17 protein-coding genes and 1 pseudogene are annotated in these 22,908 nt (G+C 44.9%); 14 read left to right on the top strand and 4 right to left on the bottom strand.

The window, feature by feature from the left end:
* Window positions 1-102: 102 nt before the first annotated feature.
* Window positions 103-462 (top strand): annotated as a pseudogene (locus AAEY83_RS05575) (phosphate-starvation-inducible protein PsiE); the annotation flags it as partial.
* A 119-nt stretch (window positions 463-581) separates the two neighbouring features.
* On the opposite strand, the gene corA reads toward AAEY83_RS05575, so the two are convergent.
* On the bottom strand, window positions 582-1,802 hold the full coding sequence (corA, locus tag AAEY83_RS05570; protein WP_025643742.1) for a magnesium/cobalt transporter CorA: 1,221 nt from the start codon (window positions 1,800-1,802) through the stop codon (window positions 582-584).
* Between the two features lie 181 nt (window positions 1,803-1,983).
* A complete protein-coding gene (locus AAEY83_RS05565) occupies window positions 1,984-2,373 on the bottom strand; it encodes a DUF2237 family protein (protein ID WP_025643740.1) in 390 nt (129 codons plus the stop codon).
* A 694-nt stretch (window positions 2,374-3,067) separates the two neighbouring features.
* Between AAEY83_RS05565 and AAEY83_RS05560 the strand changes: the two genes are divergently transcribed.
* The 12 genes from AAEY83_RS05560 to AAEY83_RS05505 all read left to right on the top strand — a co-directional run bounded on the left by AAEY83_RS05560 (window position 3,068) and on the right by AAEY83_RS05505 (window position 19,202).
* Window positions 3,068-4,255: an ATP phosphoribosyltransferase regulatory subunit gene (locus tag AAEY83_RS05560; RefSeq protein WP_502945158.1), complete on the top strand. Its 1,188-nt coding sequence runs from the start codon at window positions 3,068-3,070 to the stop codon at window positions 4,253-4,255.
* 157 nt (window positions 4,256-4,412) lie between these two features.
* Window positions 4,413-5,702 carry an adenylosuccinate synthase gene (locus AAEY83_RS05555; RefSeq protein WP_025643736.1) on the top strand — a complete coding sequence of 430 codons (1,290 nt, stop codon included), beginning with the start codon at window positions 4,413-4,415 and terminating at the stop codon, window positions 5,700-5,702.
* 290 nt (window positions 5,703-5,992) lie between these two features.
* Window positions 5,993-6,424 (top strand): nucleoside-diphosphate kinase, encoded by a 432-nt coding sequence (gene ndk, locus AAEY83_RS05550; RefSeq protein ID WP_025643734.1) that lies wholly within the window; start codon window positions 5,993-5,995, stop codon window positions 6,422-6,424.
* A 483-nt stretch (window positions 6,425-6,907) separates the two neighbouring features.
* The gene (rlmN, locus tag AAEY83_RS05545; protein WP_025643732.1) at window positions 6,908-8,146 is read left to right on the top strand and encodes a dual-specificity RNA methyltransferase RlmN; all 1,239 of its coding nucleotides are present in this window, start codon (window positions 6,908-6,910) and stop codon (window positions 8,144-8,146) included.
* A 301-nt stretch (window positions 8,147-8,447) separates the two neighbouring features.
* Window positions 8,448-9,350 carry a type IV pilus biogenesis/stability protein PilW gene (gene pilW, locus AAEY83_RS05540; RefSeq protein ID WP_025643731.1) on the top strand — a complete coding sequence of 301 codons (903 nt, stop codon included), beginning with the start codon at window positions 8,448-8,450 and terminating at the stop codon, window positions 9,348-9,350.
* On the top strand, window positions 9,347-10,159 hold the full coding sequence (locus AAEY83_RS05535; protein WP_025643729.1) for a helix-turn-helix domain-containing protein: 813 nt from the start codon (window positions 9,347-9,349) through the stop codon (window positions 10,157-10,159). Before pilW ends, AAEY83_RS05535 begins: the two co-directional genes overlap by 4 nt.
* A 56-nt stretch (window positions 10,160-10,215) precedes the next feature.
* The gene (gene ispG / locus AAEY83_RS05530) at window positions 10,216-11,331 is read left to right on the top strand and encodes a flavodoxin-dependent (E)-4-hydroxy-3-methylbut-2-enyl-diphosphate synthase (protein ID WP_025643727.1); all 1,116 of its coding nucleotides are present in this window, start codon (window positions 10,216-10,218) and stop codon (window positions 11,329-11,331) included.
* A gap of 67 nt (window positions 11,332-11,398) precedes the next feature.
* Window positions 11,399-12,700, top strand: coding sequence for a histidine--tRNA ligase (gene hisS, locus AAEY83_RS05525; RefSeq protein WP_025643725.1), 1,302 nt, complete (start codon window positions 11,399-11,401; stop codon window positions 12,698-12,700).
* A gap of 72 nt (window positions 12,701-12,772) precedes the next feature.
* Complete coding sequence (locus tag AAEY83_RS05520) at window positions 12,773-13,597, top strand: YfgM family protein (protein WP_025643724.1); 825 nt, start codon at window positions 12,773-12,775, stop codon at window positions 13,595-13,597.
* Between the two features lie 168 nt (window positions 13,598-13,765).
* Window positions 13,766-14,971, top strand: coding sequence for an outer membrane protein assembly factor BamB (gene bamB / locus AAEY83_RS05515; RefSeq protein WP_025643722.1), 1,206 nt, complete (start codon window positions 13,766-13,768; stop codon window positions 14,969-14,971).
* Between the two features lie 617 nt (window positions 14,972-15,588).
* Window positions 15,589-17,031, top strand: a complete 1,443-nt coding sequence (gene der / locus AAEY83_RS05510; protein ID WP_025643717.1) for a ribosome biogenesis GTPase Der — start codon at window positions 15,589-15,591, stop codon at window positions 17,029-17,031.
* A 206-nt stretch (window positions 17,032-17,237) separates the two neighbouring features.
* Complete coding sequence (locus tag AAEY83_RS05505; RefSeq protein WP_025643716.1) at window positions 17,238-19,202, top strand: sensor histidine kinase; 1,965 nt, start codon at window positions 17,238-17,240, stop codon at window positions 19,200-19,202.
* Between the two features lie 163 nt (window positions 19,203-19,365).
* Here the strand turns inward: AAEY83_RS05505 and AAEY83_RS05500 are convergent, their stop codons facing one another.
* Entirely contained in the window at window positions 19,366-20,532 is a 1,167-nt protein-coding gene (locus AAEY83_RS05500) for a D-alanyl-D-alanine carboxypeptidase family protein (RefSeq protein WP_025643715.1), read from the bottom strand.
* A 569-nt stretch (window positions 20,533-21,101) separates the two neighbouring features.
* Complete coding sequence (locus tag AAEY83_RS05495; RefSeq protein ID WP_025643714.1) at window positions 21,102-21,536, bottom strand: MCR_0457 family protein; 435 nt, start codon at window positions 21,534-21,536, stop codon at window positions 21,102-21,104.
* A gap of 468 nt (window positions 21,537-22,004) precedes the next feature.
* On the opposite strand from AAEY83_RS05495, the gene surE reads away from it, so the two are divergent.
* The gene (surE, locus tag AAEY83_RS05490; RefSeq protein ID WP_025643712.1) at window positions 22,005-22,889 is read left to right on the top strand and encodes a 5'/3'-nucleotidase SurE; all 885 of its coding nucleotides are present in this window, start codon (window positions 22,005-22,007) and stop codon (window positions 22,887-22,889) included.
* Window positions 22,890-22,908: the final 19 nt, after the last annotated feature.

The following is a 22,908-nucleotide window of genomic DNA, read 5'->3' as shown; positions in this document are numbered from 1 at the left end:
AACGATTAGGGTTTAAGACGCCTATGCAGGCGTTCTATAATATTAATTAGCGTTGCACTTGGTGTGTTAATCTAAGTTATTATTCAAAAAGGTTCAGCGGCGCTAAAAGATATTTTGATGTTATTTATTTATCTAGAGCTGCTTGCTATGATTGGCATTTATTTTAAGACCCATCGCTTACCTGTACAGTTTTTAATCTTTATTGCCATAACAGCACTGTCACGACATCTAGTAGTAGATGTTCAAGCGGTATCTGACTACTTTCACTTGTGGCTACTCGCAACGATTTCTGTAGTGATAATCTTACTAAGTGCCTCGATAGTTGTACTCACATGGACAGCCCGAACCTATGGTCGACCAGAGGATAATTTGGATAGTGCTCACGTTAATTCTACTACAAAAGCGTTACTACCTGACAACGCTCAGGCACCTAAGAGCAACACGAAGCATCGCCGTGAATAGAGAAGTAATTGCCACAGTTAGACCATAAGAACAGTTAGACCATAAGAAAGGACGGAGTTCTGTGCAATACAGAACTCCGTCCTTGATATAAAATTAGCTCGTCTAAGATTTGTATGGCTTTACAGCCATTTTACCTTTTTAAACTTATAGTATAAGTAGCTACAAGTCGTCGCAATCAAAAATAGAATAACAAAATAAGAGTATTCCCAATGCAGCTCAGGCATAAAGTCGAAGTTCATGCCATAGAGCCCAGCGACGGCAGTCGGTACTGCCAGTATACCGGCCCAAGCAGCAAGCTTTCGCACCACCTCGTTTTGACCCATATTGACCATAGCCATATAGGTATCCATAGCTAAGCTTAGCATCTCATTGAGGCCGTTAACTGCATCTAGTGAGCGCAGCAGATGGTCATTAATATCTCGAAAGTAAGGCTTAGCAGCGTTAGGGAAGGCGGGTACTAAATCGCTTTTTTGATGATTAATGAAGAAGTTACAGATGTCTTGTACTGGCAAGATTACCGCGCGCATATGTACCAGTTGCGACTTAATCTCATAGAGGTTTTTTAGGGTGTCTTTATTAAACTCATAAGTAAAGATATTACGCTCTTGCTCGCGTAAGTAGCTGCCGAGTCTATCGGTGATGGGCAAGTAGTTATCGACAATAAAATCAAGAACAGCGTGCAAGATAAAGATAGGCCCCATTCTTAGCTTTTCGGGGCGCAGATGACAGTGCTCACGAATCGGCGCATAGGCGTTTGAGGGGCCCGTGCGGATAGTAATTAGGTAGTTTTTACCCATAAATATCGCAGTTGTGCCGTAGCGGATATAATTATCTTCAAGCTTGGCGGTACGAACGACCAAGAATACCGTATCGTTGTTATAGGCTTCGATTTTGGCACGTTGGTTGTCCGAAAACGCATCTTCTATAGCCAGCTCATGCAGATCAAAAGCGTTTTGCACTTCGGCAATGGTCTGTAAGCTTGGCTCATAAAGCCCTAACCAAATAAACTGGTTATTATTGGTCAAAGCTTTATTCACATCGCCAAGCGCCAACTGGCTGATTTGTTTACCGGTCTTACGCGAGTAGGAGTAGCAGTTGACCACTTCAGCTTCGCTTGAGACGACGATATCCTCATAACGCTCCGAGTCGGGGTCGTAGACGGTCATGGTCTCAAGCGTATCTTCTTCCGTCGCTTCTGCATCACCGTAAATATAGCTGTCGTAATCGACGAAGTTTAGCGGCGCCTCAACATTGTCAACATTGTCAGAGTAGATACGTTCGATATTAGAATCTGGGGCGATACGTATCGTCTGGAGTGACGGCTCATCATCACGGTGCATACACGCTCTTCCTCGTCGTTAAAGCCTAGCCGTTAAAGATTAGTCGTTAAAATTAAATCTTTATATAAAAGTATTTTTATCACATAGGACTTGCCGCATCTTAGACAGTGCAGGGGATGCAAATGTGCGAGACACCTAATATCACTAGTCAAATATTGAGACCTAAATTTCAAGCGGCAGGCTATAAAGCATAACGCTTTAAGGTGTCGATATCGACAAGCGTCAGTAAGCTCTCATGACAAGCTTCAAGCTTAATAGGCGGCGCGATATCGAAGTCCAATGCTTCAACCCAGCGTAGTGCACAGATACACCAGTAGTCACCGGGCTTTAAACCAGCAAAATTATACTCAGGTAAAGGGGTGATGAGGTCATTACCGCGACTCGATGAAAAGTTCAAAAATTCGCTAGTCATCTTAGCGCAAACTGTATGTTGGCCAACATCTTGGTTGCCAGTATGACAAAAACCGTTACGATAATAACCGGTGATAGGATCAAAGCAGCAGCTAGCCAGTGCAGTGCCTAGTACATTGGTTTGATTGATCTCGGGGTTAGGATGATAATCTGTGGACATAAAAATTCCAAAAAAAATATGAGTTAGTGTAACACGGGTCTAGCGCATAGAGATAAGCCAAAAACGGCTACTTTGTTAGCAAATGATTATTGACGCTCCACTGCGCTTACCTCTACCAGGGGAGTCTTAGCGTTTTTTAAGGACTGCTGTCTATAGCTGTTGAAAAGTGCTGAGTAATTGGTAGCCATTGCTAGTGATTACTCAGAATTGTGACTAGTCGAATCTTAACGGCTATGCTAAACTAAATCCTCAAGTGCTGTGAGCATTTCGCGTCAGTGTGTTCAAACGCTTTATGTTATATATCTAATATAGTATGTCAAATGTTTGAAGTGCACAGCGATAGCTTTTATCACCCTCGTCTATTTATTATCATAATTAAAAACGACTATACTTAAATCGGTCAACTATATAACGATCTAGATTTTGCATGACCTAAACTGAAAAATATTTGGTATTGAGATGACCTAGTTGCTTTATACGGATTGGGTCAGTGATAGTGCGTGCTAAAAATACAAACCGCTCATAAACTTATCGTATCGCGTTTGCGCGATAAGCCAAACAAGGATTTATTGTGTCTGTCAGTTCTGATTCTACTAGTTTTGCTCACTCCTCTTCGGCGACTCAGCAGAGTACCCAAACGACACCTACAGGGGCTAATAATGGCCTATCTTACTTAAGTAATCATGCCGCTGAAGTGGCGAATAATTGGCTACTACCGGATGGGGTTGGCGATGTACTGTTTTCTGCGGCCCAAAAACAAGAAGTGCTGCGTTATCAGCTCATCCAGCAGCTGATCGCTCATGGCTATCAGCCAGTCAGTCCTCCTTTGATTGAATATACCGAGTCATTATTGAGTGAGGCCTCAGAGGATCTTAAGCGGCAGACATTCAAGATTATCGATCAGTTGACCGGACGCTTGATGGGTCTGCGCGCCGATATCACGCCGCAGATTCTACGTATCGACGCGCATCACGGTAAAGGCATAGCGCGCTATTGTTACGTGGGTCATGTCATCCATACGCTGCCCTCAGGATTATTTGGCTCACGTACACCGCTGCAGTTGGGCGCTGAGATCTTTGGCTATGATGATCTAAAGGCCGATATTGAGCTTATAGATGTATTATTTACTATGGTCAATGGCTTGAATCTGAAAGCAAGTCTCCATATCGATTTAGGTCACGTGGCGATATTTAAACGCTTAGCTGAGCTGGCACAGTTATCTACCAGTGATACCGTCCAGCTGATGACGCTGTATGCTAATAAAAACCTACCAGAGCTTAAGCGTATAAGTACAGCTCTGCCGATGGGGGACGATTTTTATGCGTTAGCGCGCTATGGTCATGATATGACGGAACTGCTGGCGAAGCTATCTGCTACGGCTAAGCAAGATACCAAGATTGCGCAAGCAGTCGACGAATTACAACGCTTGAGTACACATCTGCAGCAGCAATGGCAGTGCGATGTCAGTATCGATGTCACCGAACTATCAGGTTATCATTATCACACGGGTATCGTCTTTAACGGTTATATCAATAGTGAGACCCAGCCACTAGTGCGCGGCGGTCGCTTCGATGGTATGCAAAGTCAGAACAGTCAACTGACCGATGCTCAAGCGCCGCGTGCCGCGACTGGGTTTAGTATGGATGTCAGCCGATTGCTGGCACATATTGAGCTTGCTGCGCCAGCGGTAGTCATTGTTGATTATACTGACATGACTGAGGCCGATAGTGCGCGCAAACAAGCGCTACAACAGCAAATCGAAAAATGGCGCCAGCAAGGGTACCGGGTTATAGTGCCTTTGAGCGAAGATGACTGTCCAGCTGATGTTACCCATCGTTTAAGCCTAGCTGATGAGAGCTGGCAATTAATTAATATCAATTAATCAGTACAGTACCGAAATATATAGTGGCGGGGTAACGCGCCCTAACACTGAATTCAATATCTGATTCAATCCATAGCTAAGTCTGATAACTCGCTTAGCTGTTTAATTTAATAGTCGTTTATTAACCTACTCAAATACATTACTGTAAGGATCTATCATGGGTAAGAATGTCGTAGTTTTAGGAAGCCAATGGGGCGATGAAGGTAAAGGCAAAATCGTCGATTTGCTTACCGAAAAGTCCTCAGCAGTGGCGCGTTTTCAGGGCGGTCACAATGCAGGGCATACGCTAGTCGTCGATGGCAAAACTACCGTACTGCATCTCATTCCTTCTGGTATTTTGCGTGATGATGTCACTTGCTTCATCGGTAATGGTGTGGTCTTAGCTCCTGATGCTCTACTCAAAGAGATGAAGGAGCTTAAGGATAATGATGTACCAGTACGCGAGCGCCTGCGTATCTCGCCAAATTGCCCGCTTATCATGCCGTATCACGTGGCACTCGATCAAGCGCGTGAAGCCAAACGCGGTTCAGGTAAAATCGGTACCACTGGCCGCGGCATCGGTCCTGCATACGAAGACAAAGTCGCACGCCGAGCGATCAAGCTTGCTGACTTGTTCCGGGATGACTTAGAAGAAAAACTACGTAACCTTATCGAGTATCATAACTTCCAGTTGACTCAGTACTATAAAGTCGATGCGATTGACTTTGATAAGACTTATCAGCTGTGCCAACAGTGGCGCGACGAGATCAAAGGCATGGTTACTGATGTGACCGAAGATTTGAACCAGCTGCGTCTAGCGGGCAAGAACTTAATGTTTGAGGGCGCGCAAGGCACGCTACTTGATATCGATCACGGCACTTATCCGTTTGTGACCAGCTCAAGCGTAACGGCAGGCGGCGTTTCTACCGGTACGGGTATTGGTCCGTTATACTTGGACTACGTATTGGGTATCACTAAGGCTTATACCACGCGTGTTGGTAGCGGTCCATTCCCAACGGAGCTATTCGATGATGTTGGCGCGCATTTAGCCAAAGTCGGTCATGAGTTTGGCGCAACAACAGGCCGCGCCCGTCGCTGCGGTTGGTTCGATGCCGAAGCGCTACGCCGTGCGGTCGTACTAAACTCACTATCAGGTATTTGCTTGACTAAGCTTGATGTGTTGGATGGTTTAGACGAGCTTCTGATCGGTGTTGGCTATAACTTGCCTGAGACAGAATGCGCAGGCGCTCATGATGCCGAATTCTACGAAGCGGTTACGCCTAAGTATGAGACATTGCAAGGCTGGAGCGAGTCGACTGTCGGTATCACCAACTATGACGATCTACCAGAGAATGCCAAGATCTACATCAAACGTATTGAAGAGCTGATTAATTGCCCAGTTGATATCATCTCAACCGGCCCTGACCGCGAAGAGACTATCGTCCTACGTGATCCATATGATGCGTAAGCGATAAAGCGCTAGAAGTGTAATCAAATCCCAGTGTCTAAATTATACAAGGCACTGGGATTTTTTAATCAGATGAGGGTATTTACGGTTTAGCAAGACACAATCATAAATTAACCCTATCATTTATAGTGTTAATCATTATAATAGTCAGCAATCATCCACTGAGGGCAGTGTGCTCGCATTGATAACGCACTAGTTTATCCATTTATTTAGCTGAATTGGTGTGATGATCACAGATAACTTACCTCTTTATTTTACGGCTAACTCAATCCACTTTATAGGAGCTTTTCATGGCTAACGAACGTACTCTATCTATTATCAAACCTGACGCAGTTGCTGGCAATCATATCGGCGCTATCTATGATCGCTTTGAGCAAGCGGGTCTAAAAATCGTTGCTGCTAAAATGATGCAACTTGATGACGAAAAAGCGGGCGGCTTTTACGCTGAGCACGCTGAGCGTCCATTCTACAACGACCTAAAGTCATTCATGACCTCAGGCCCAGTATTAGTATCAGTATTAGAAGGCGAGAACGCTATCGCTAAGCACCGCGAAATCATGGGCGCAACTAACCCAGCTGATGCAGACAAAGGTACTATCCGTGCAGATTTTGCTAGCAGCATCGACGAAAACGCCGTTCATGGTTCAGATTCTGCTCAGTCCGCTGAGCGTGAAATCAGCTACTTCTTCAATGATAATGAAGTGTGTGCTCGTACTCGCTAATTCATACTTTTTTATAAGTATGGACGAGTATTGAGGCGTTGCTGTTAATAGGTTATGTTGGGGTTTAGTATTTATAACTACCAGCAGTTGACTGCTAGTCAGCCTATAGTCATTTATTCAATAGTAGCGCAAGACGGCTTATACTCAGTAGGGTGTAAGCCGTTTCTACTATCAGCTACTCACTTCATAGTCTAAGCGTTGAACGTTGAAATAACCTAGGATTACCCTAATATTCAGTATAGCGTTACGATTATCGGATTATCGTAAGTCTCATTGTTATGCAAATAACTACTATACCAATCTAATCTAACTATAAAAGCGCTCAAGTAACTTTCTAGGGCTCATAGCGTTAGCAATCCCTTATCAGCATCTCATTATCAGTGACCAAATAAAACGAGAGCTGATATAATAACGCTCATAATGGATTGCTCATGCTCCACAATATTGCACAAGCTTTTTAGCTCAGGCAAAAAGGTATTTATTATGTCCATGGTACAAACATCCACTCCGTCAGCTGACACTCAGAGTAAGACTAATCTCTTGGGTATGACCCAAGAGCAGCTTGCCGATTACTTCAAAAGTATTGGCGAGAAGCCTTTTCGCGCCACCCAAGTGATTAAGTGGATATACCAACACGGCGTCACTGACTTTGAGCAGATGACCAATCTGAGTAAATCGCTGCGAGAAAAGTTAGCGCAGCACGCTTGCGTCACTGCGCCCAAGGTTATTCATCGTCAATATAGCGATGATGGCACCCGTAAGTGGGTGTTCGAGGTCACTGGTGGCTCACTGGTTGAGACCGTGCTGATACCTGCTGACGATAGTAAAGTCGATGGACGTAAGACTCTGTGTATCTCATCACAAGTGGGCTGCGCGCTTGATTGCAGCTTTTGTAGTACTGGTAAGCAAGGCTTTGAGCGCGACCTCTCCGCCGCTGAGATCTTAGGTCAGCTATGGGTTGCGAATGCCTCTTATATGAGCGACGAGAATGACAGCTTAGAGCATGTCGATCATAGTCTTTGGGAGAATAAAGTCACTAACGTCGTTATGATGGGCATGGGCGAACCTTTATTAAACTATAAGCCTGTAGTTGGCTCGATGGAGCTTATGCTTAGCGATCATGCTTATGGCTTATCTAAGCGCCGGGTGACGCTCTCAACCTCAGGTGTTGTGCCAAAGATGTATCAATTAGCGCAAGATATCGATGTCGCTTTAGCTATCTCGTTGCATGCGCCTAATGATGAGCTACGTAATGAGCTGGTACCTATTAATAAAAAGTATCCGCTAGCAGAGCTGATGGCCGCTGCTCGTAACTATGTGTTCGACGCTAATCCGCGCCACAAAAAACACGTCACTATCGAGTATGTGATGTTAGATGGCGTCAATGATAGTGATGTACACGCGCGCCAGCTAGTCGCGCTGTTAGGCGATTTACCAAGCAAAATTAACTTAATACCTTTTAATCCGTTCCCGCACGCCGATTATGGTAAATCGAGCAATAACCGTATTCATGCTTTTAGTGATATTTTGAGCCAAGCGGGTTTTGTCTGTACCATTCGTCAAACTCGCGGCGATGATATCGATGCCGCTTGTGGTCAGCTCGTCGGGCAAGTGGCCGATCGTACGCGCCGCTCAGAGAAGTGGCAGCAAAGCATCAAAGATAGAAGCGCGCAAGCCGTTACTATTAAAGATAGCCGCTTTAAGCGCGATGCCAAGGCCTAAACGAATTCCTCAACAAAGTCCCAAACAGAGTCTCAGTACAGTGACAAAGTGACAGGGCGAAAACAATGTAATATAAGTGCAATAAGCCTTAACAAATAGCGTGAGTAATTATTGAGCCCTTAAGGTAGATAAGAGGTAGACTAACGGTTTTTATCGGTATAAAGTCATATAAATTCAATAGCTAAGTACTTATTACAAGGTACTAAGTTATAAGATGCTCAGGGATTAATATGATGTTAGTAAAACCAAGGATTTAGGGGCTATGAGTGATGATAAAATTTCTAAATCAAGGCGTTCGTCTATGACTATCAAACCATATACCTCGCATAATCCGCCAACCGCTTTGACGAAGCTCATTAAGCTTACTAAAGCCCGAGTAATGATGAGTGGCTTGTCAGCTTTGTTACTAGCAGGCTGTCAAAGCACAACCGATCCTGACTTGACAGGTAGTACCCGTTATCAGGGGTCTGCGCCAGTAAGTAATAATAAAAACCTGAATAAACAAGAGATTGCTCGCGTTCGCACCTCACTTGCTGCCCAGTATATCCGTAAAAACGAGCTTGATGCCGCCCAGCGTCAACTCGAAAAAGCTTTCGCTGCTAATAGCCGATACGCGCCAGCCTATGATATGATGGGCGTTTTACTGCAGCAAGAAGGCAGCCGTCTTAATCTTGAAAAGGCGGATGCGTACTTCAAAAAAGCGATTGCGCTTGACGGCGACTTTGAACAGGCCCGTAATAATTACGGAGTTTATCTGTCGCAGATGAAGCGCTATAGTGAGGCGGCTCAGCAGTTTGAAATTGCAGGCTCCGCATTAGGTTATGAAGGCCGTATTAGTGCTCTAGAGAATCTAGGACGCACTTATTTACAGCTGAATGATAGTGCTGCTGCGGCAAAAGCATTTTTGCGCGCTTTAGATGGCAATCGCAATAGCTTAGTGGCTCATATCGAGCTGGTTGATTTATTATTGGCCCAAAACCGCGTACAGCAAGCGCAGCGCTTGTATGATGAGACGCTCATATTGGTTCAAGGGCAGGGCATCAGTCCGCGTCTGCTACTGCAAGGAATCAAATTGGCCGAAGCGCAAGGCGATAGCAACCAGCGTCAACAGTTATCGCGTCAATTATTATCCGCTTATCCGTTAAGTGATGAAGCAAAACAACTCAAGACTTGGCTTAACAATCCAGAGGCACCATGGCAATGACCGAACCATCACTAAATACCCAACTCAATGCGCAAAACTCATTTGGTGCCATGCTGCAACAAGCTCGCAATACTCAACAAATCAGCTTGGAGACGGCAGCCGCTGAGCTGTTTATTCTAAAGCGTCACTTGCAAGCGCTTGAAAACGAGAATTTCTCTGAGCTACCGCAAGTCGCTTTTGCACGCGGTTTTGCGATTAACTATGCTAAATACTTACGCCTAGATCCTAATACGGTCGCAAGTGCCTTTGATGCTGCTTACCCTAATGAGCTAAAAGACCGCTCAGCGAATAACACCGAATCTTTATTACAGCCGATGGGGACGCTACAGCGCGATACGAGTAGCCGTATTCGTATCAACCCCTTATTAATAATCGGAGTTATTGTACTTATTGTTTTGGCTTTCTTTTTGTTTCGTATGGTGAGTAACGCTAGCCGCGATAGCGAAACAGCTGCGCCTGTGATTGATGATATCACGGCTACAGAACAAGCTCAGGGCGCAGCAGTAGTGACTGACGACGATAGTATTGGTGCTTCAGGCTCAGCGCTGAATCTAGGCGATGATAGTCAAAGCAATGCTACATTAGAAGTTAAGTTGACCGATGCTGTCGATGTCAATATTGCTGATGCATCAGGCAATAGTTTGATGAATGGCGAGCAGACCAGAGGGAATTATACCTTAATAGGAGTGCCGCCGTTTAGTATTCAGATCGATGACGTCGATAATGCCAGTTTAGTGCTTGATCAACAAGCAGTGGCGCTTGAGCAGTATACGACCGGCAATCGCGCTATATTTGAGCTTGCACCATAAGAGTATAGCTCTTAATATTTAGAAATATTCTATATACTTTAAGTAAAGGATTTTGTATGTCTACATCAACGCCTATTCATCGCCGCCCTACCAAAAAAATACATGTCGGTAGCGTAGCAATTGGCGGCGATGCACCGATCAGTGTGCAAAGTATGACCAATACTGATACTTGTGATGTGGCAGCTACAGTCGCGCAAATTCAGCGCTGCGTGGAGGCGGGCGCGGATATGATGCGCGTATCGACTCCAACGATGGATACCGTCAAAGCCTTTAGTGAGATTCGTAAGCAGGTCAGCGTACCGCTTATCGCCGATGTGCATTTTGATCATAAAATTGCATTGGCCGTCGCTGAAGCTGGCGCTGATTGCTTGCGTATTAACCCAGGTAATATCGGTAGTGACGCTAAGGTGCGTGAAGTTGTAGCCTGTGCCAGACATCATAATATTCCGATTCGCATTGGCGTCAATGCCGGCTCTTTAGAAAAAGAAATTCAGCGTAAGTACACGGAACCAACCGGCGAGGCGATGCTTGAGTCTGCCATGCGTCATATCGATATTCTTGAGCGTCTCAATTTCGATCAGTATAAAGTCTCAGTCAAAGCCAGCAATGTGTTTTTGACGATGGATGCCTATCGTTTGATATCAGCGCAGATAGATAATCCGCTACATCTAGGAGTGACAGAAGCGGGCGTCTATCGTACTGGTGCGGTCAAGTCGGCTATTGCTCTGGGCGGGCTGTTACTCGATGGTATTGGCGATACTATTCGTATCTCTTTAGCGGCTGAGCCTGAAGAGGAGATCAAAATTGGCTTTGATATTCTAAAGTCACTAAATATCCGCTCTAACGGTGTAAACTTCATCGCTTGCCCAAGCTGCTCGCGTCAAGAGTTTGATGTCATTAAGGTGATGACGGCATTAGAGTCGCGCTTAGAAGATATTCGTGAACCGATGAACTTATCGGTGATTGGCTGTAAAGTAAATGGCCCAGGTGAGGCTAAGGAGGCCGATATCGGTATCGTCGGCGCCGCGCCTAAGTCTTTGGTCTACCGGATGGGCGACAAGAGTCATCTCATCGATACCAATAACTTAGTGGACGAAATCGAAGATATGGTACGAGCCCACGCCGCAGAGCTTGCTAAGTCACGCGAAAATGAAATTATTCGCGTCGGCTAGTGCTTCATAAAACAGACATTTCAAAATAAAAAACAATCGCAATAGAGTTTGAGGGTATAACCGCACCATGATTAAAGCTATTAAAGGGTTCAATGATATTTTGCCACAGCAATCGGCAAAGTGGTTACGCCTAGAAGCCGTTTTACAAAATGTACTGAGCCGTTATGGCTACGAGAATATCCGCTTACCTATTGTTGAGCAGACCGATCTGTTTGCTCGTGCTATCGGCGGCGCAACTGACATTGTCGAAAAAGAGATGTATAGTTTTGCCGATAAGTCAGAGCCGCCAACGCCTCTAACTTTGCGCCCTGAAGGCACGGCAGGCGCGGTACGCGCGGTTATCGAGCATAACTTACTGCGCGGCGATACGCCCAAACTTTGGTACATCGGCCCGATGTTTCGCTATGAGCGCCCGCAAAAGGGGCGTTATCGTCAGTTCCATCAGCTTGGAGTCGAGAGCTTCGGTAGTGCTTTGCCCGATGCGGATGCTGAGCTGATTGCGATGACGGATCTTATGTGGCAAGAGCTTGGCCTCAAAAACGAGATGCGCCTACAGCTCAATAGCTTAGGCGAGAGTGATGAGCGTCGTGCTTATCGTGATGCTCTAGTGCGTTATTTGACCGATAAGCAAGAGCAGCTCGATGAAGACAGTAAGCGCCGCTTAACGACCAATCCGCTACGGATTTTGGATAGCAAAGACGCGAGTACGCAAGCGTTATTGAATGATGCGCCAAAGCTCGCTGACTTTTTGGGTACGGAAAGTATGGCGCACTTTGAGCAAGTACAGGCGTATTTGACAGAGCTTGGCATCGATTTTGAGATTAACCCGCATCTAGTGCGTGGTCTTGATTATTATAACAAGACCGTCTTTGAGTGGGTGACTGACAAGCTAGGCAGCCAAGCTACGGTTTGTGCTGGCGGCCGCTACGACGGTCTAATTGGCCAGTTAAAATCAATGGACAATAAAGGCAAAGTCCAAGAGAGCAAGCCAGTAACGTCTGAGCCTGCTGTTGGTTTTGCTATGGGTCTTGAGCGCTTGTTATTATTGATAGAAGCGGTTGCGCCTTTTACAGAAGACTCTGCATGTGATGTCTTTATTGCCGCGCATCCTGAAGTATATAGCGCTGGTATCGCTTACGCGCAAAATCTGCGCTATAAGCGCCCAGATCTGCGTGTAAAAATGGCGAGCGCGACTAGCCTGAAAGCGCAAATGAAAAAAGCGGATAAGTCAGGCGCTGCGCTAACAGTGATTATCGCGCAGCAAGAGCTGGATCAGCAAATGATTAGTATCAAAGATATGCAAAATGGTGAGCAAAAAAACGTGCCTCAAGATTGGTTGGCGGATAGCGCTAACTTTTTGGGTCAGTAGTCTTAGCTCAGATATTAACAAGCAACCATTTCTCATAAAGTATTCATTATAAACTTCATCAGGTAAATACCCATGGCTTTGAATCCTAGTTCGCCAAACTCAGACAATTCGATGCAAGCGCTAAAACAGTATGGTGGCAATATTGTCACTATTATATTGTTAGCGTTGGCTGGCTATTTTGGTTGGACTTATTGGCAAAATAACCATGCCCGTGTGGATACGGTAGCTGCCGACCAGTATGCAGATATTCAGCTGTTAAACGAGCAAGTCAGCTTGGCGGCGCAAAACCCAGATTTAGAAGACGATGCTTTAGCAGCACTGAGCGAAAGCCGCGAGCAGCTAAGTGATGATATCGATAGCTTAGTCAGCGCTCACGGTGATTCAGTATACGCTTGGCAAGCACTAATGATGAAAGCGCGGATGCAAGTAGATAATGATGATTTTACAGGCGCGGCAGCAAGCCTCAAGCAAGCCTTAGCTATCGATTTAGATGATGCAGGGCTCAAAGCTATTACACGTCTGCGTTACGCGCAGGTGTTATTAGCCAATGATGAGCTAGAAGCGGCATTATCTGAAGCTAAAAGCGATGTGCCCATCTCCTTTGAAGCAAGCCAGCAAGAGCTACTAGGTGATATTTACCAAGCGCAAAATGATAAAGAGGCGGCGATTAATGCTTATAATAATGCTTGGAATCTAATCAGCGAGCGTAATGAAGAGCGCGCAGTACTGGCGCTAAAAATGGAGAGCTTAGGTATCTACCCTGAGCCCATCAAAGCTCAAGACAGTCTTATCCAGCAGCCAGCAGCACCGCAAGGATTGACGGTAGATAATACCGTAATGATGGATAATGACAGTGATGCTATCAATGAAAACAATAATAGCAACGAGCCTGAATAATCGACGCAGTAAGTCAGTCATATCCTTTGCGCTGTAGAGACTTCTAAAACTCAGTGTTAACCCGAACTAGTTTTAACCCTAATTATAGTAGTGGCTGTGCAATAAAGACTGATATTATCTTTAGCTATAGCTTCTTATTGACCGTTAATTTTTTGTAGTGAGAATACAATGACCCGATCTGTTCGTGCAAGCCAGACTATAAAAAGCAATACCCTAAAAAAGACTGCTATGCAAGTGGCAGTAGTGGCTTTGATGGCTACCGCTGCTGCGGGCTGTAATCGCGGTATAAAACCGGAGGTTAACGATCCTGTCAAGCTGGTACAAATTGCGCAGCCAATCAGTGTTTTGCAGCCCGTGTTCAGTATTAATGCTGGCAAGAACGCCAGCAAAAAAGATCCGTTAGACCTACAAGTCGGCTATGAAAATGGTCAGATGGTCGTTGCCGGTCGCGGCGGTGATCTAACCGGTTATGATAGTAATGGTCAGCGCTTATGGTCGTTCAATGTCGGTGAAGAGATTACTGGCGGGGTCGCTTTAGATGCCTTTAGTCAGACCGCTGTGGTCAGTACTCGCGGTGGCCGGATTATAGCGCTCGATAGTAGTACTGGCGCTAAACGCTGGCAAAAACAGCTGTCAGGATCGGTATTGACGCCGGCACTGATTACCAATAACCGCGTTATCTTATCGGCGAATGATGGTTTTTTGCATGGGTTATCGCTACAAAGCGGGCAGTCAGTCTGGCAGTTTGCCACTAGTCTTCCTGCTATCAGCGTTCGCGGTGCTGCTGCGCCAACTTTGCTAGATGATACAACCGCTTTGATTGCCACCGCTGATGGCCGTCTGCACGCAATCACCTTAGATAACGGTTTGCCAAAATGGTCACGCCGTATCGGTATCGGCACCGGCAGCAGTGAAGTTGAGCGTATGAGCGATGTCGATGGTCAACCTGTCATTGATAATAATCAGCTATTTGCTATTAGCTATAGCGGTCAGCTGTTAGCTATCGATTTGGCTTCAAGAGAGGTCATGTTTGTCAAAGAGCTTGCTAGTCTTAAGTCGCTTGCGGTCAATAGCCAGCAAGTCGTTGCGACAAGCTTAGAGGGCAAAGTGGTGGCTTATGATCGTCGCACCGGTGAAGTGTTATGGGAGAGCGAGGAGCTTGCTTATCGTAAGCTTACCAATCCAGTAATGATTGGGGATTATATTGCGGTCGGCGACTTGGATGGTATTGTCCACTTGTTTGATCCAGCGACAGGGACTATTGTGAGCCGGGTTGAAACCAAAGGCGCGCTGAGTAGCTTACAAGTGGATGGCTCGCGCTTAATGACGCAAAGTAAAAGCGGTCAAGTAGCGATATGGCAGCTACCAAGATAAGTCTTTGCTAACTGATTTGAGTCATTATAGGCTAGGGCGTGTTGAACATTCGACCATGGCACTGACAGCGACTATTTTTTAGGCGATTCGATGTTAAAAATAATAAGTTTAGTCATTCTAAGCGCTTATTTTTAACGATGAAGCGGCAAAAAAGAGTCCTGTCCCTGTTGTTGTCGTGAGGGCTGATGCTAAAATTGCCCCATACTGCGTTACAAATCTCGCTAAGGCATCTGCATTATCGTCGCTTTGTGCCTTGTCTGGAACAATTTTAGCAATCAGCAGTGCCTATTTGCGAATGTTCAACACGCCCTAATATAAACTAAGCAATAATACCTTACTCCTCATAAACGCTGCTCGTTCAGCGTTTAGTGCTTTTTATTGAAGCTGGTTTAAACCTTGTTTAAAGCTGCGATTTGACGTACTCTTGCGCCCTATTATTTATTGCGGCCGAAACGCGACAGTAAGCCAAGCACTGAGTGGTTTGCAGATTAGAGTCGTTAAGGTTATTGTTAACCGAGTTATTGTATTTTATTTATTATCATTATTTATTTAAGTCTAAGATAGTGGCCAGCCTATTGCTGCTATTATCTGCTAATGACTATTATCGAGAGTAACCCATGAGTATCAAGCCTGTAGTGGCTTTAATCGGTCGCCCAAACGTAGGTAAATCTACCTTATTTAACCAATTCACCAAAAGTCGCCAAGCTTTGGTCGCTGACTTGTCAGGACTGACTCGTGATCGCCAATACGGCGATGCGGTGTATGAAAATAAAGCTTTTATTGTCGTAGATACCGGCGGTATTGGTGAGGCGGATGATGGCAGTGGTAACATTGATGACTATATGTCTGAGCAGTCGCATACGGCTATTCATGAGGCTGATATTATCGTCTTCGTCGTTGATGCTAGAGCAGGTATGATTGGCGCTGACGCCGAGATTGGCAAATTCTTACATACTTTAGGAAAGCCGGTCTACGTGGTCGCCAATAAAGTCGATGGCGTGCATGATGCTGCACCGGCAGAGTTTTATGCTTTGGGCTTAGGCGAGCCTTTCCCTATGGCGGCCAGTCATGGACGCGGAGTCGGTAACTTGTTAGAGGTCATTACTGCTGACATGCCAGAGCAAGATACCCTACAAGAGCCAGATGGTCTGAAGCTGGCAATTATTGGTCGTCCTAACGTCGGTAAATCGACGCTGGTCAATAGACTGCTCGGTGAGGATAGAGTAGTGGTCTATGATATGCCAGGCACCACGCGCGACAGTATTTATATCCCTTATCAGCGCGATGGCAAAAACTATGTCCTTATCGATACTGCTGGCGTGCGTCGCCGCGGTAGAATCGATGAGAAAGTAGAGAAGTTCTCTGTCATCAAGACCTTGCAAGCGATCGAAGACTCAAACGTCACAGTGATTGTCATTGACGCGCAAGAAGGCATCGTTGACCAAGATCTACATATGATAGGGTATGCTCTTGATGCTGGCCGCGCGTTGGTAGTTGCGATTAACAAGTGGGATGGCTTAAGTGTCGAGCAAAAGGACTATATTAAGATTGAGATGGATCGCCGCTTTAGCTTCATTCCTTATGTCAAAGTGCATCTAATATCAGCGCTGCATGGTACAGGTGTCGGCAATCTTTATCCCTCTATCTTAAAAGCTTATAAATCCTCGATGTTTGAAGTGTCAACCAACCGTTTAACACAGATACTGCAAGATGCGGTTGCCGCTAATCCGCCGCCTACCGTATCAGGTCGCCGTATCAAGCTGCGTTATGCTCACATAGGTGGACATAATCCGCCGGTAATTGTAATTCACGGTAATCAGACGGGCTCGTTACCCAAAAGCTATCAGCGCTATTTAGAAAACCAGTTTCGCCAAGTGTTCAAGCTTGAAGGCACACCTCTCAACGTCGTCTTTAAGCTCAACGAAAACCCTTATGCCAACAAGAGCGACACGCCTACCAAAGCTAAAGCCCAACAGCTTAAACAACGAGAGCGTAATCGTGCGCATAAGTACACCTCGCGCGACAAAAAAAGTGATAAAAGAAAGAGTAACAAGCGTTAATCATTGCTGATAGCTGATAGCTGATAGCTGATAGCTGATAGCTGATAGCTAGAAGCTTGGTAATAAACAAAAGGCGCTCGTTAAGGCAAGGAGTCATTCGTATTCCTTGCCTTTTTATTTTATGATAGAGCGTATGACAGATTGATAACCGTGCGCTGTATCGTCAGCGCTTAGATCTCTAAGCTCTTTTGACTCAAGTGAGTAATATGAGTAACCCCTCCTCAGTAACTGTTTCTTCCCTTATTCGGCGCACGGTTTTTCAAGCCGTGTTGCTGATTGCTATCGTGATGTCCTTTTTGTCTTTTTATTATGGCTTTGTGCAGCACTATAAGCAGCAACGTCTGCAAGTACAGCAGTTATCAGAGCTACTCGTCAATAGCGCCTCGACTGTAGACGGTGCAAGCCTAGTGGCACAGCAAGTTGATATCTTGCTAGCCGGCGACCCTACGCTTAGCAGTATCGTGTTTTACTCTTCTGACTCACCTGTATTAGCGCTCGATAAAATCGATATCGAGCAGCAAAACCGTGATTGGTATAATGCTTGGTTTGCCGATAGTATGAGCTTTAATGAGCCAGTGACCAGTCGCTATCTGAGCACGAGTAGCTACTATCAGCCCTCAGCGACAAACAGTGGCATAGATACTAGTACTAGCGATGGGGTAAACAGTGGCAGCGTAGTAGAGAGTAGTCCTCTAGGAGCGCAAGACGTCTTGATTGGGTATCTTAATATCACTTTAGATATCCATAAACTACGAAGCGAATGGTTGTATCAAAACGCTTGGCTATTATTTATTATTATTGGCGCGACAATCATCAGTATGTTGCTGCTGCTGCGCCGTTTAACTTGGGTCGCCGATAGTGCGACGGAATTAGCCAAAGTGTGTCAGATCGTTGTCAGTAACCCAGACGCCGAGCAGCTACCGGTAATCCAGCAACGCTTGAGCTTTAAAGAAACTAGAGATATGAGGCTGGCATTGGCGAGTTTATTTAATCGCTCAAAAGTGCTGGAAGATAAGCTTCGTTCTCTAGCAGCCTATGAGCAGCAGTTACATAATAAAGACCTGTCTCTCAACACGCAGCGCAATAGTTTTCAGAGTATGATTACTCATGAGCTTAAAACCTCGCTGAATGCTATCGCGGGCGGCTTACAGCTATTAGAGAGCCAGTATGCTAGTGCTGAGCAAAAAGATTCGTTATCCATTATTCATAAAGGCAGTCAGCGTTTAGAGGCAACGATTGAGCAAATCATTCAGCTCAATAGAATAGAAAAAGGTCAGATGAGTATTCATGTGACTGAGTTTAATCCCTTGCAGCTATTATCAGACTTGTTTACTGAGTTTGAGGAAGTGGCAAAACAAAAGGAACTTGAGCTGACTAGCCGCATTCATCACATTGATTATAAGCTTAAAGGCGATGCCGATAAAATTAAGCAGATACTGACCACTTTGCTTGAAAACGCTATTAAATTCACCGACAGTGGTGAGATCAGCGTTGAGTCGCAGCTGACGCATTTTAATACTAGTGTGCGCTGGGAGATTAAGGTGAAAGATACAGGGATCGGTATTGATAATAAGTATTTTGAGGATATTTTCACGCCGTTTTTTCAGGTCGATCCTAGTGGTACTCGGCACTATGAAGGTGTAGGCCTGGGCTTGCCGGTGCTATCACAGATTGTACAGCTACTTGGAGGGTCCATCGACGTTGCAAGTGAGCCCAATGTAGGTAGTCAATTTACCGTGATTCTCCCGCTACAAAGCGTTTATCAAAGTCAGTCGCGCTATTCGCAAAAGCCATTCGCCGGGTTAAGTATCCTTTGTTACTATAATGAGGATATAGGAGTGTTAGCTGAGCAGCTACGCGGCTTTGGTGCGACAGTCAGTGCCAAGCAGCATGAATTATCAGTCCTACAAAAACTCAGTAAGACTCAAGTAGATATGGTGATGATCACCCAAGAGGTGCTACCAGAAAAGGCAATACAAATGGCGCGGCTGATACGCGCTGAAGAAAGTCGCTACCGAGTATTAATTATTTATTGGTATCCGCCGCACAAGCAAGATAATTTAGATAATTTTGAATACTCACTGAAAGCTGCAGGGGTAGACTTCTGCTATCCGGCTACTGAGAACAGTAAAACACTCTATAAGTTGATAAAAAAAGACGCTAGCTACTGATTTTCAAAGGCTAAGTTTTTTAAAAGCTAAGCCGATAAAGTCTGGCCTTTGAAAAGAGTATAGCGTCTATTTTCTTTATCGTTTTTTATCGTTTTTTATCGTTTTTTGATATTACAGTCAAGTCAATACTTGACTAAGATTCCATATAGTCCGCCGTTACAGATTAAAATAAGTTCTGTGCCCAGCGTACTACATGTTGCCACATACGACTAAAAAATCCAGATTGTTCTACATCATTAGTAGCAATAATAGGGGTCGAAGCTACGGCCTTGCCTTCAATGACTGCCATCATTTTACCGACTTCTTGGCCTTTAGTGATAGGCGCCTCTAAACTCTCTGGAATATCAACCACGGTGGTGATTTTATTTTTTTGTGTTTTAGTCGTTAGTATTTTTAGGTTGTCTGCGGTTGCAAGCTCAATCTCTTCTGCTTCACCGAACCAGACAGGTATCTTGCTGACGAATTGACCCGCCGGGGCTTTGGTGACGGTAGTAAAATGACCATAGCCCCAATTGAGTAACTCGCGCGACTGATCAGCTCGATCTTGTGCACTCTTAGTACCCATGATTACTGATATTAGACGCATATCATCACGCTCGCTTGATGCAACTAAGCAGTAACCGGCTGCATTGGTATGACCGGTCTTTAGACCATCGACAGTAGGGTCTGTAGCGAGTAAGGCGTTACGGTTGCCTTGGGTGATGCCATTATAAGTAAACTCTTTTTCAGCATACAGATCATAGTATTCGCCGCTATTTTTTATGATAGCGCGGGCAAGCTTAGCTAAATCTAGTGCAGAAGCCTCATGACCTTCATCTGGCATACCAGTGGAGTTCATGAAGTTGGTATTTTCCATACCTAGTTTTTGCGCTTGCTCATTCATCAAAATCGCAAACGAAGATTCACTACCCGCAATGTGCTCGGCCATAGCCTTTGAGGCATCATTACCCGATTGAATAATGATTCCGCGCAGCATATCGATAACGCTGGCTGTTTGATTCACCGGCACATACATACAAGACTGGCTGCTACTGCCGCGGCACCAAGCATTTTCACTCATCAGCACTTGCTCATCTTCGCTCAAGTCGCCTGAAGCCAGACGCTGCTCAATGATGTAACTGGTCATCATTTTGGTCAATGAAGCGGGAGGCAATGGCTGGTTGGCGTTTTTCTGTGCCAATATCTCGCCGGTGTTGTAATCCATCAATACGTAAGCGGTATTGTCCATGGTCGGTGGTTGGATGGCGGCATTGGCGGCTACTGCACCGATTGAAACACTAACACCGATTACTAATTGTACAAGCTGTTGTTTTACACGCTTAACTGTCATAAATTATTACACCACATCATAAAACCAAAAGTATCTATCGTAAATGAACCGCAAAACCGTCTGCAAGCTGCTTTGAATAGACATTAAATGAACCCTTATCATAACCATACAGTGAGTATAGAGCACAAAATCTAGTATGATAAGGGCGATAAAACAAAGAATATGGGCTTGTTTAGGAAGTGCTAAAAAAGCTATATCAGAGCTATCATAGCGCCATAACCCGCTTAGCGATAGCAGTGATAGCGACTGCTGCTTGCAAGAATAATCGAAAAACCTATAAGCGGCAATAGTAGATAGCGGTATTGATTAAATTTATCAGGTTTAGTCAATAAGGCTTTAGTATTGCCGAGACTTTATGAGGCTAAAAACAGCTTCTTGTCTACAAGCCTAAAAAAGCAGTCAGCTATAAAACAACAAAAGCTTGCAGCGCGTCTCAAAAGTTGAGAGTAGCGCCGACAAGCTTTTTTGAGTAATCGCCAATTGGGTAGTCATTGATCAAGTTGCTAAAAACATAAATCGTCATCAGTACGATGCAATATCTATCTCAAAGTATTTGAATGATAAAGACATTAATAAGGGGCATCAGCTAAATCTTGGCAAAGTGCTTTGTTTTCACTTTTTGAAAACCCCATCGTCCAACTGCGAATACCTTGTAGGATTTGACGGTAGTCTTGCTGAGTAGATAAATATTGAATAGCAGCTTTAGGGTCTTCTAATGTAGGCATCAGCTCTTGAAGCTGTACGTTATAAGACTTATAAAAGCGCTGTTTTTGCTGACCATTGAGCATCGAGGGGCAGATCTCAGATAGTACTTGCATAACCGCAATTTCATGCTTGGTAATATTCATGCCAGACATATCAAGAGGAATAGTAGTGGCTACATTATCGGCTGCTTGGCTAACTTGGGACAACATCGCAGCGGACATGATGAGACTGGCAATGCCAACTTTAGAAGCCATTTTTTTGGCAACAAAAAGAGTAGAGAATATCAATTTATTAGTCATCCGGTATCACGCTCGCTTAACATTATTGAGTGGTATCATGGTAATAGTAAAAGCATAAAATGTCACATAAAATATGAGTCGATCTGTAGATGTATTGTGAGCTAAAGGCGTTTTATAGCAACATAGCGGTAGTATATTTAAATAGGTTACCCTAACATTAACCGGTAGCTTATTATTGTTATCTTACATCATGTTTATCGAGATTTAATCTATCCATAGGCCAAATATTAGATCGAAGAGTAGGGGCTCTTAGTATAGCTGCTAGAGTCGCTAAAAATTTACTCGCTCAATCTATTTGACATCTCAAGGATAAAGCCTTAGTTTGTCATTTTATATTATAATAGCGCTATGTTTTGACTCTTTGCTTTATTCAACTATTGGTTTGATGCGGCAAGGATAGCGTTATTTTATAAAAATAAATAGTACAAGTTATGACTCACCAAACCCTATTAGGTATGTTCAGCCAATATGAAGTTTTTGATTAGTAATGATGACGGGGTACATGCTCCAGGGTTATTGGCGTTATATCGTGCGCTCTCTGAGATTGCAGAGGTGTACGTGGTCGCGCCTGATTCTGAGCAAAGCGGTTCTGCTAGTGCCTTACGTATCACCCAACCTTTATATACCCAAAAAACCGCTCTAGGGTTTATCGCTGTTAATGGCACGCCGGCTGATTGTATATACTTGGCGCTGCATGAGCTCTACTGTGGTGTGAGCTTCGACTGCGTCATTACTGGGATTAATTCTGGAGCCAACCTTGGTCAAGACGTCTTATTCTCTGGTACCTTTGGCGCTGCGTTAACGGCTCAAGTCTTCGGCGTGCCTGCTATTGCAACCTCACTGGCAGGCGGCGCTAGTAATGCGGATCAAGGTAGTCTCGATGATGAAGCAAGTCACTATACCATAGCCGCTGCAGAGATCGTCAAGCTTATCACTGAGACGAGTATCCTAACTGCGCTCAAAGCCATGCCGTATCATGTGCTCAACGTCAATATTCCTGATGTTGAGCAGGCGAGTGATATCCAAGGGCGTAGGCTGACTTGCTTGACCCATAGCCAGATTGCCAAACCGGTACATCATATCATCGATCCACGCGGCCGCGATGCTTATTGGCTGTGCTTGCGTAAGTCGACGCACACGCCGCTAGAGACTGAGTTAAACGAAGCGACTGCAGAAACGCAAACAAGCTTAGCACGATCAACTGCAGCGAATCAGCGTCACAATAATCACGATATTACCAATAATGTTACCGATGCTCAGGCGTTGGCAGAGCGGTATGTGAGCTTGTCACCGGTCAGATTGCACCATACACCGCTTGAGAGCTTAGAGACGTTATCGACTTTAGCACTATAAAAGCGATGCTGCACTTGTG

Origin of the sequence: Psychrobacter sp. TB20-MNA-CIBAN-0197, from assembly GCF_040309765.1 — a bacterium.
Classification (GTDB): domain Bacteria; phylum Pseudomonadota; class Gammaproteobacteria; order Pseudomonadales; family Moraxellaceae; genus Psychrobacter; species Psychrobacter submarinus.
This window is presented reverse-complemented; position numbering and strand designations above follow the sequence as displayed.

Bases quoted from the DNA above. Each gene is read 5' to 3' on its own strand.
- corA (WP_025643742.1), bottom strand. From the start codon at position 1,802: ATGCACCGTGATGATGAGCCGTCACTCCAGACGATACGTATCGCCCCA.
- AAEY83_RS05565 (WP_025643740.1), bottom strand. From the start codon at position 2,373: ATGTCCACAGATTATCATCCTAACCCCGAGATCAATCAAACCAATGTA.
- AAEY83_RS05555 (WP_025643736.1), top strand. From the start codon at position 4,413: ATGGGTAAGAATGTCGTAGTTTTAGGAAGCCAATGGGGCGATGAAGGT.
- ndk (WP_025643734.1), top strand. From the start codon at position 5,993: ATGGCTAACGAACGTACTCTATCTATTATCAAACCTGACGCAGTTGCT.
- rlmN (WP_025643732.1), top strand. From the start codon at position 6,908: ATGTCCATGGTACAAACATCCACTCCGTCAGCTGACACTCAGAGTAAG.
- pilW (WP_025643731.1), top strand. From the start codon at position 8,448: ATGACTATCAAACCATATACCTCGCATAATCCGCCAACCGCTTTGACG.
- AAEY83_RS05535 (WP_025643729.1), top strand. From the start codon at position 9,347: ATGACCGAACCATCACTAAATACCCAACTCAATGCGCAAAACTCATTT.
- ispG (WP_025643727.1), top strand. From the start codon at position 10,216: ATGTCTACATCAACGCCTATTCATCGCCGCCCTACCAAAAAAATACAT.
- hisS (WP_025643725.1), top strand. From the start codon at position 11,399: ATGATTAAAGCTATTAAAGGGTTCAATGATATTTTGCCACAGCAATCG.
- AAEY83_RS05520 (WP_025643724.1), top strand. From the start codon at position 12,773: ATGGCTTTGAATCCTAGTTCGCCAAACTCAGACAATTCGATGCAAGCG.
- bamB (WP_025643722.1), top strand. From the start codon at position 13,766: ATGACCCGATCTGTTCGTGCAAGCCAGACTATAAAAAGCAATACCCTA.
- der (WP_025643717.1), top strand. From the start codon at position 15,589: ATGAGTATCAAGCCTGTAGTGGCTTTAATCGGTCGCCCAAACGTAGGT.
- AAEY83_RS05505 (WP_025643716.1), top strand. From the start codon at position 17,238: ATGAGTAACCCCTCCTCAGTAACTGTTTCTTCCCTTATTCGGCGCACG.
- AAEY83_RS05500 (WP_025643715.1), bottom strand. From the start codon at position 20,532: ATGACAGTTAAGCGTGTAAAACAACAGCTTGTACAATTAGTAATCGGT.
- AAEY83_RS05495 (WP_025643714.1), bottom strand. From the start codon at position 21,536: ATGACTAATAAATTGATATTCTCTACTCTTTTTGTTGCCAAAAAAATG.
- surE (WP_025643712.1), top strand. From the start codon at position 22,005: ATGAAGTTTTTGATTAGTAATGATGACGGGGTACATGCTCCAGGGTTA.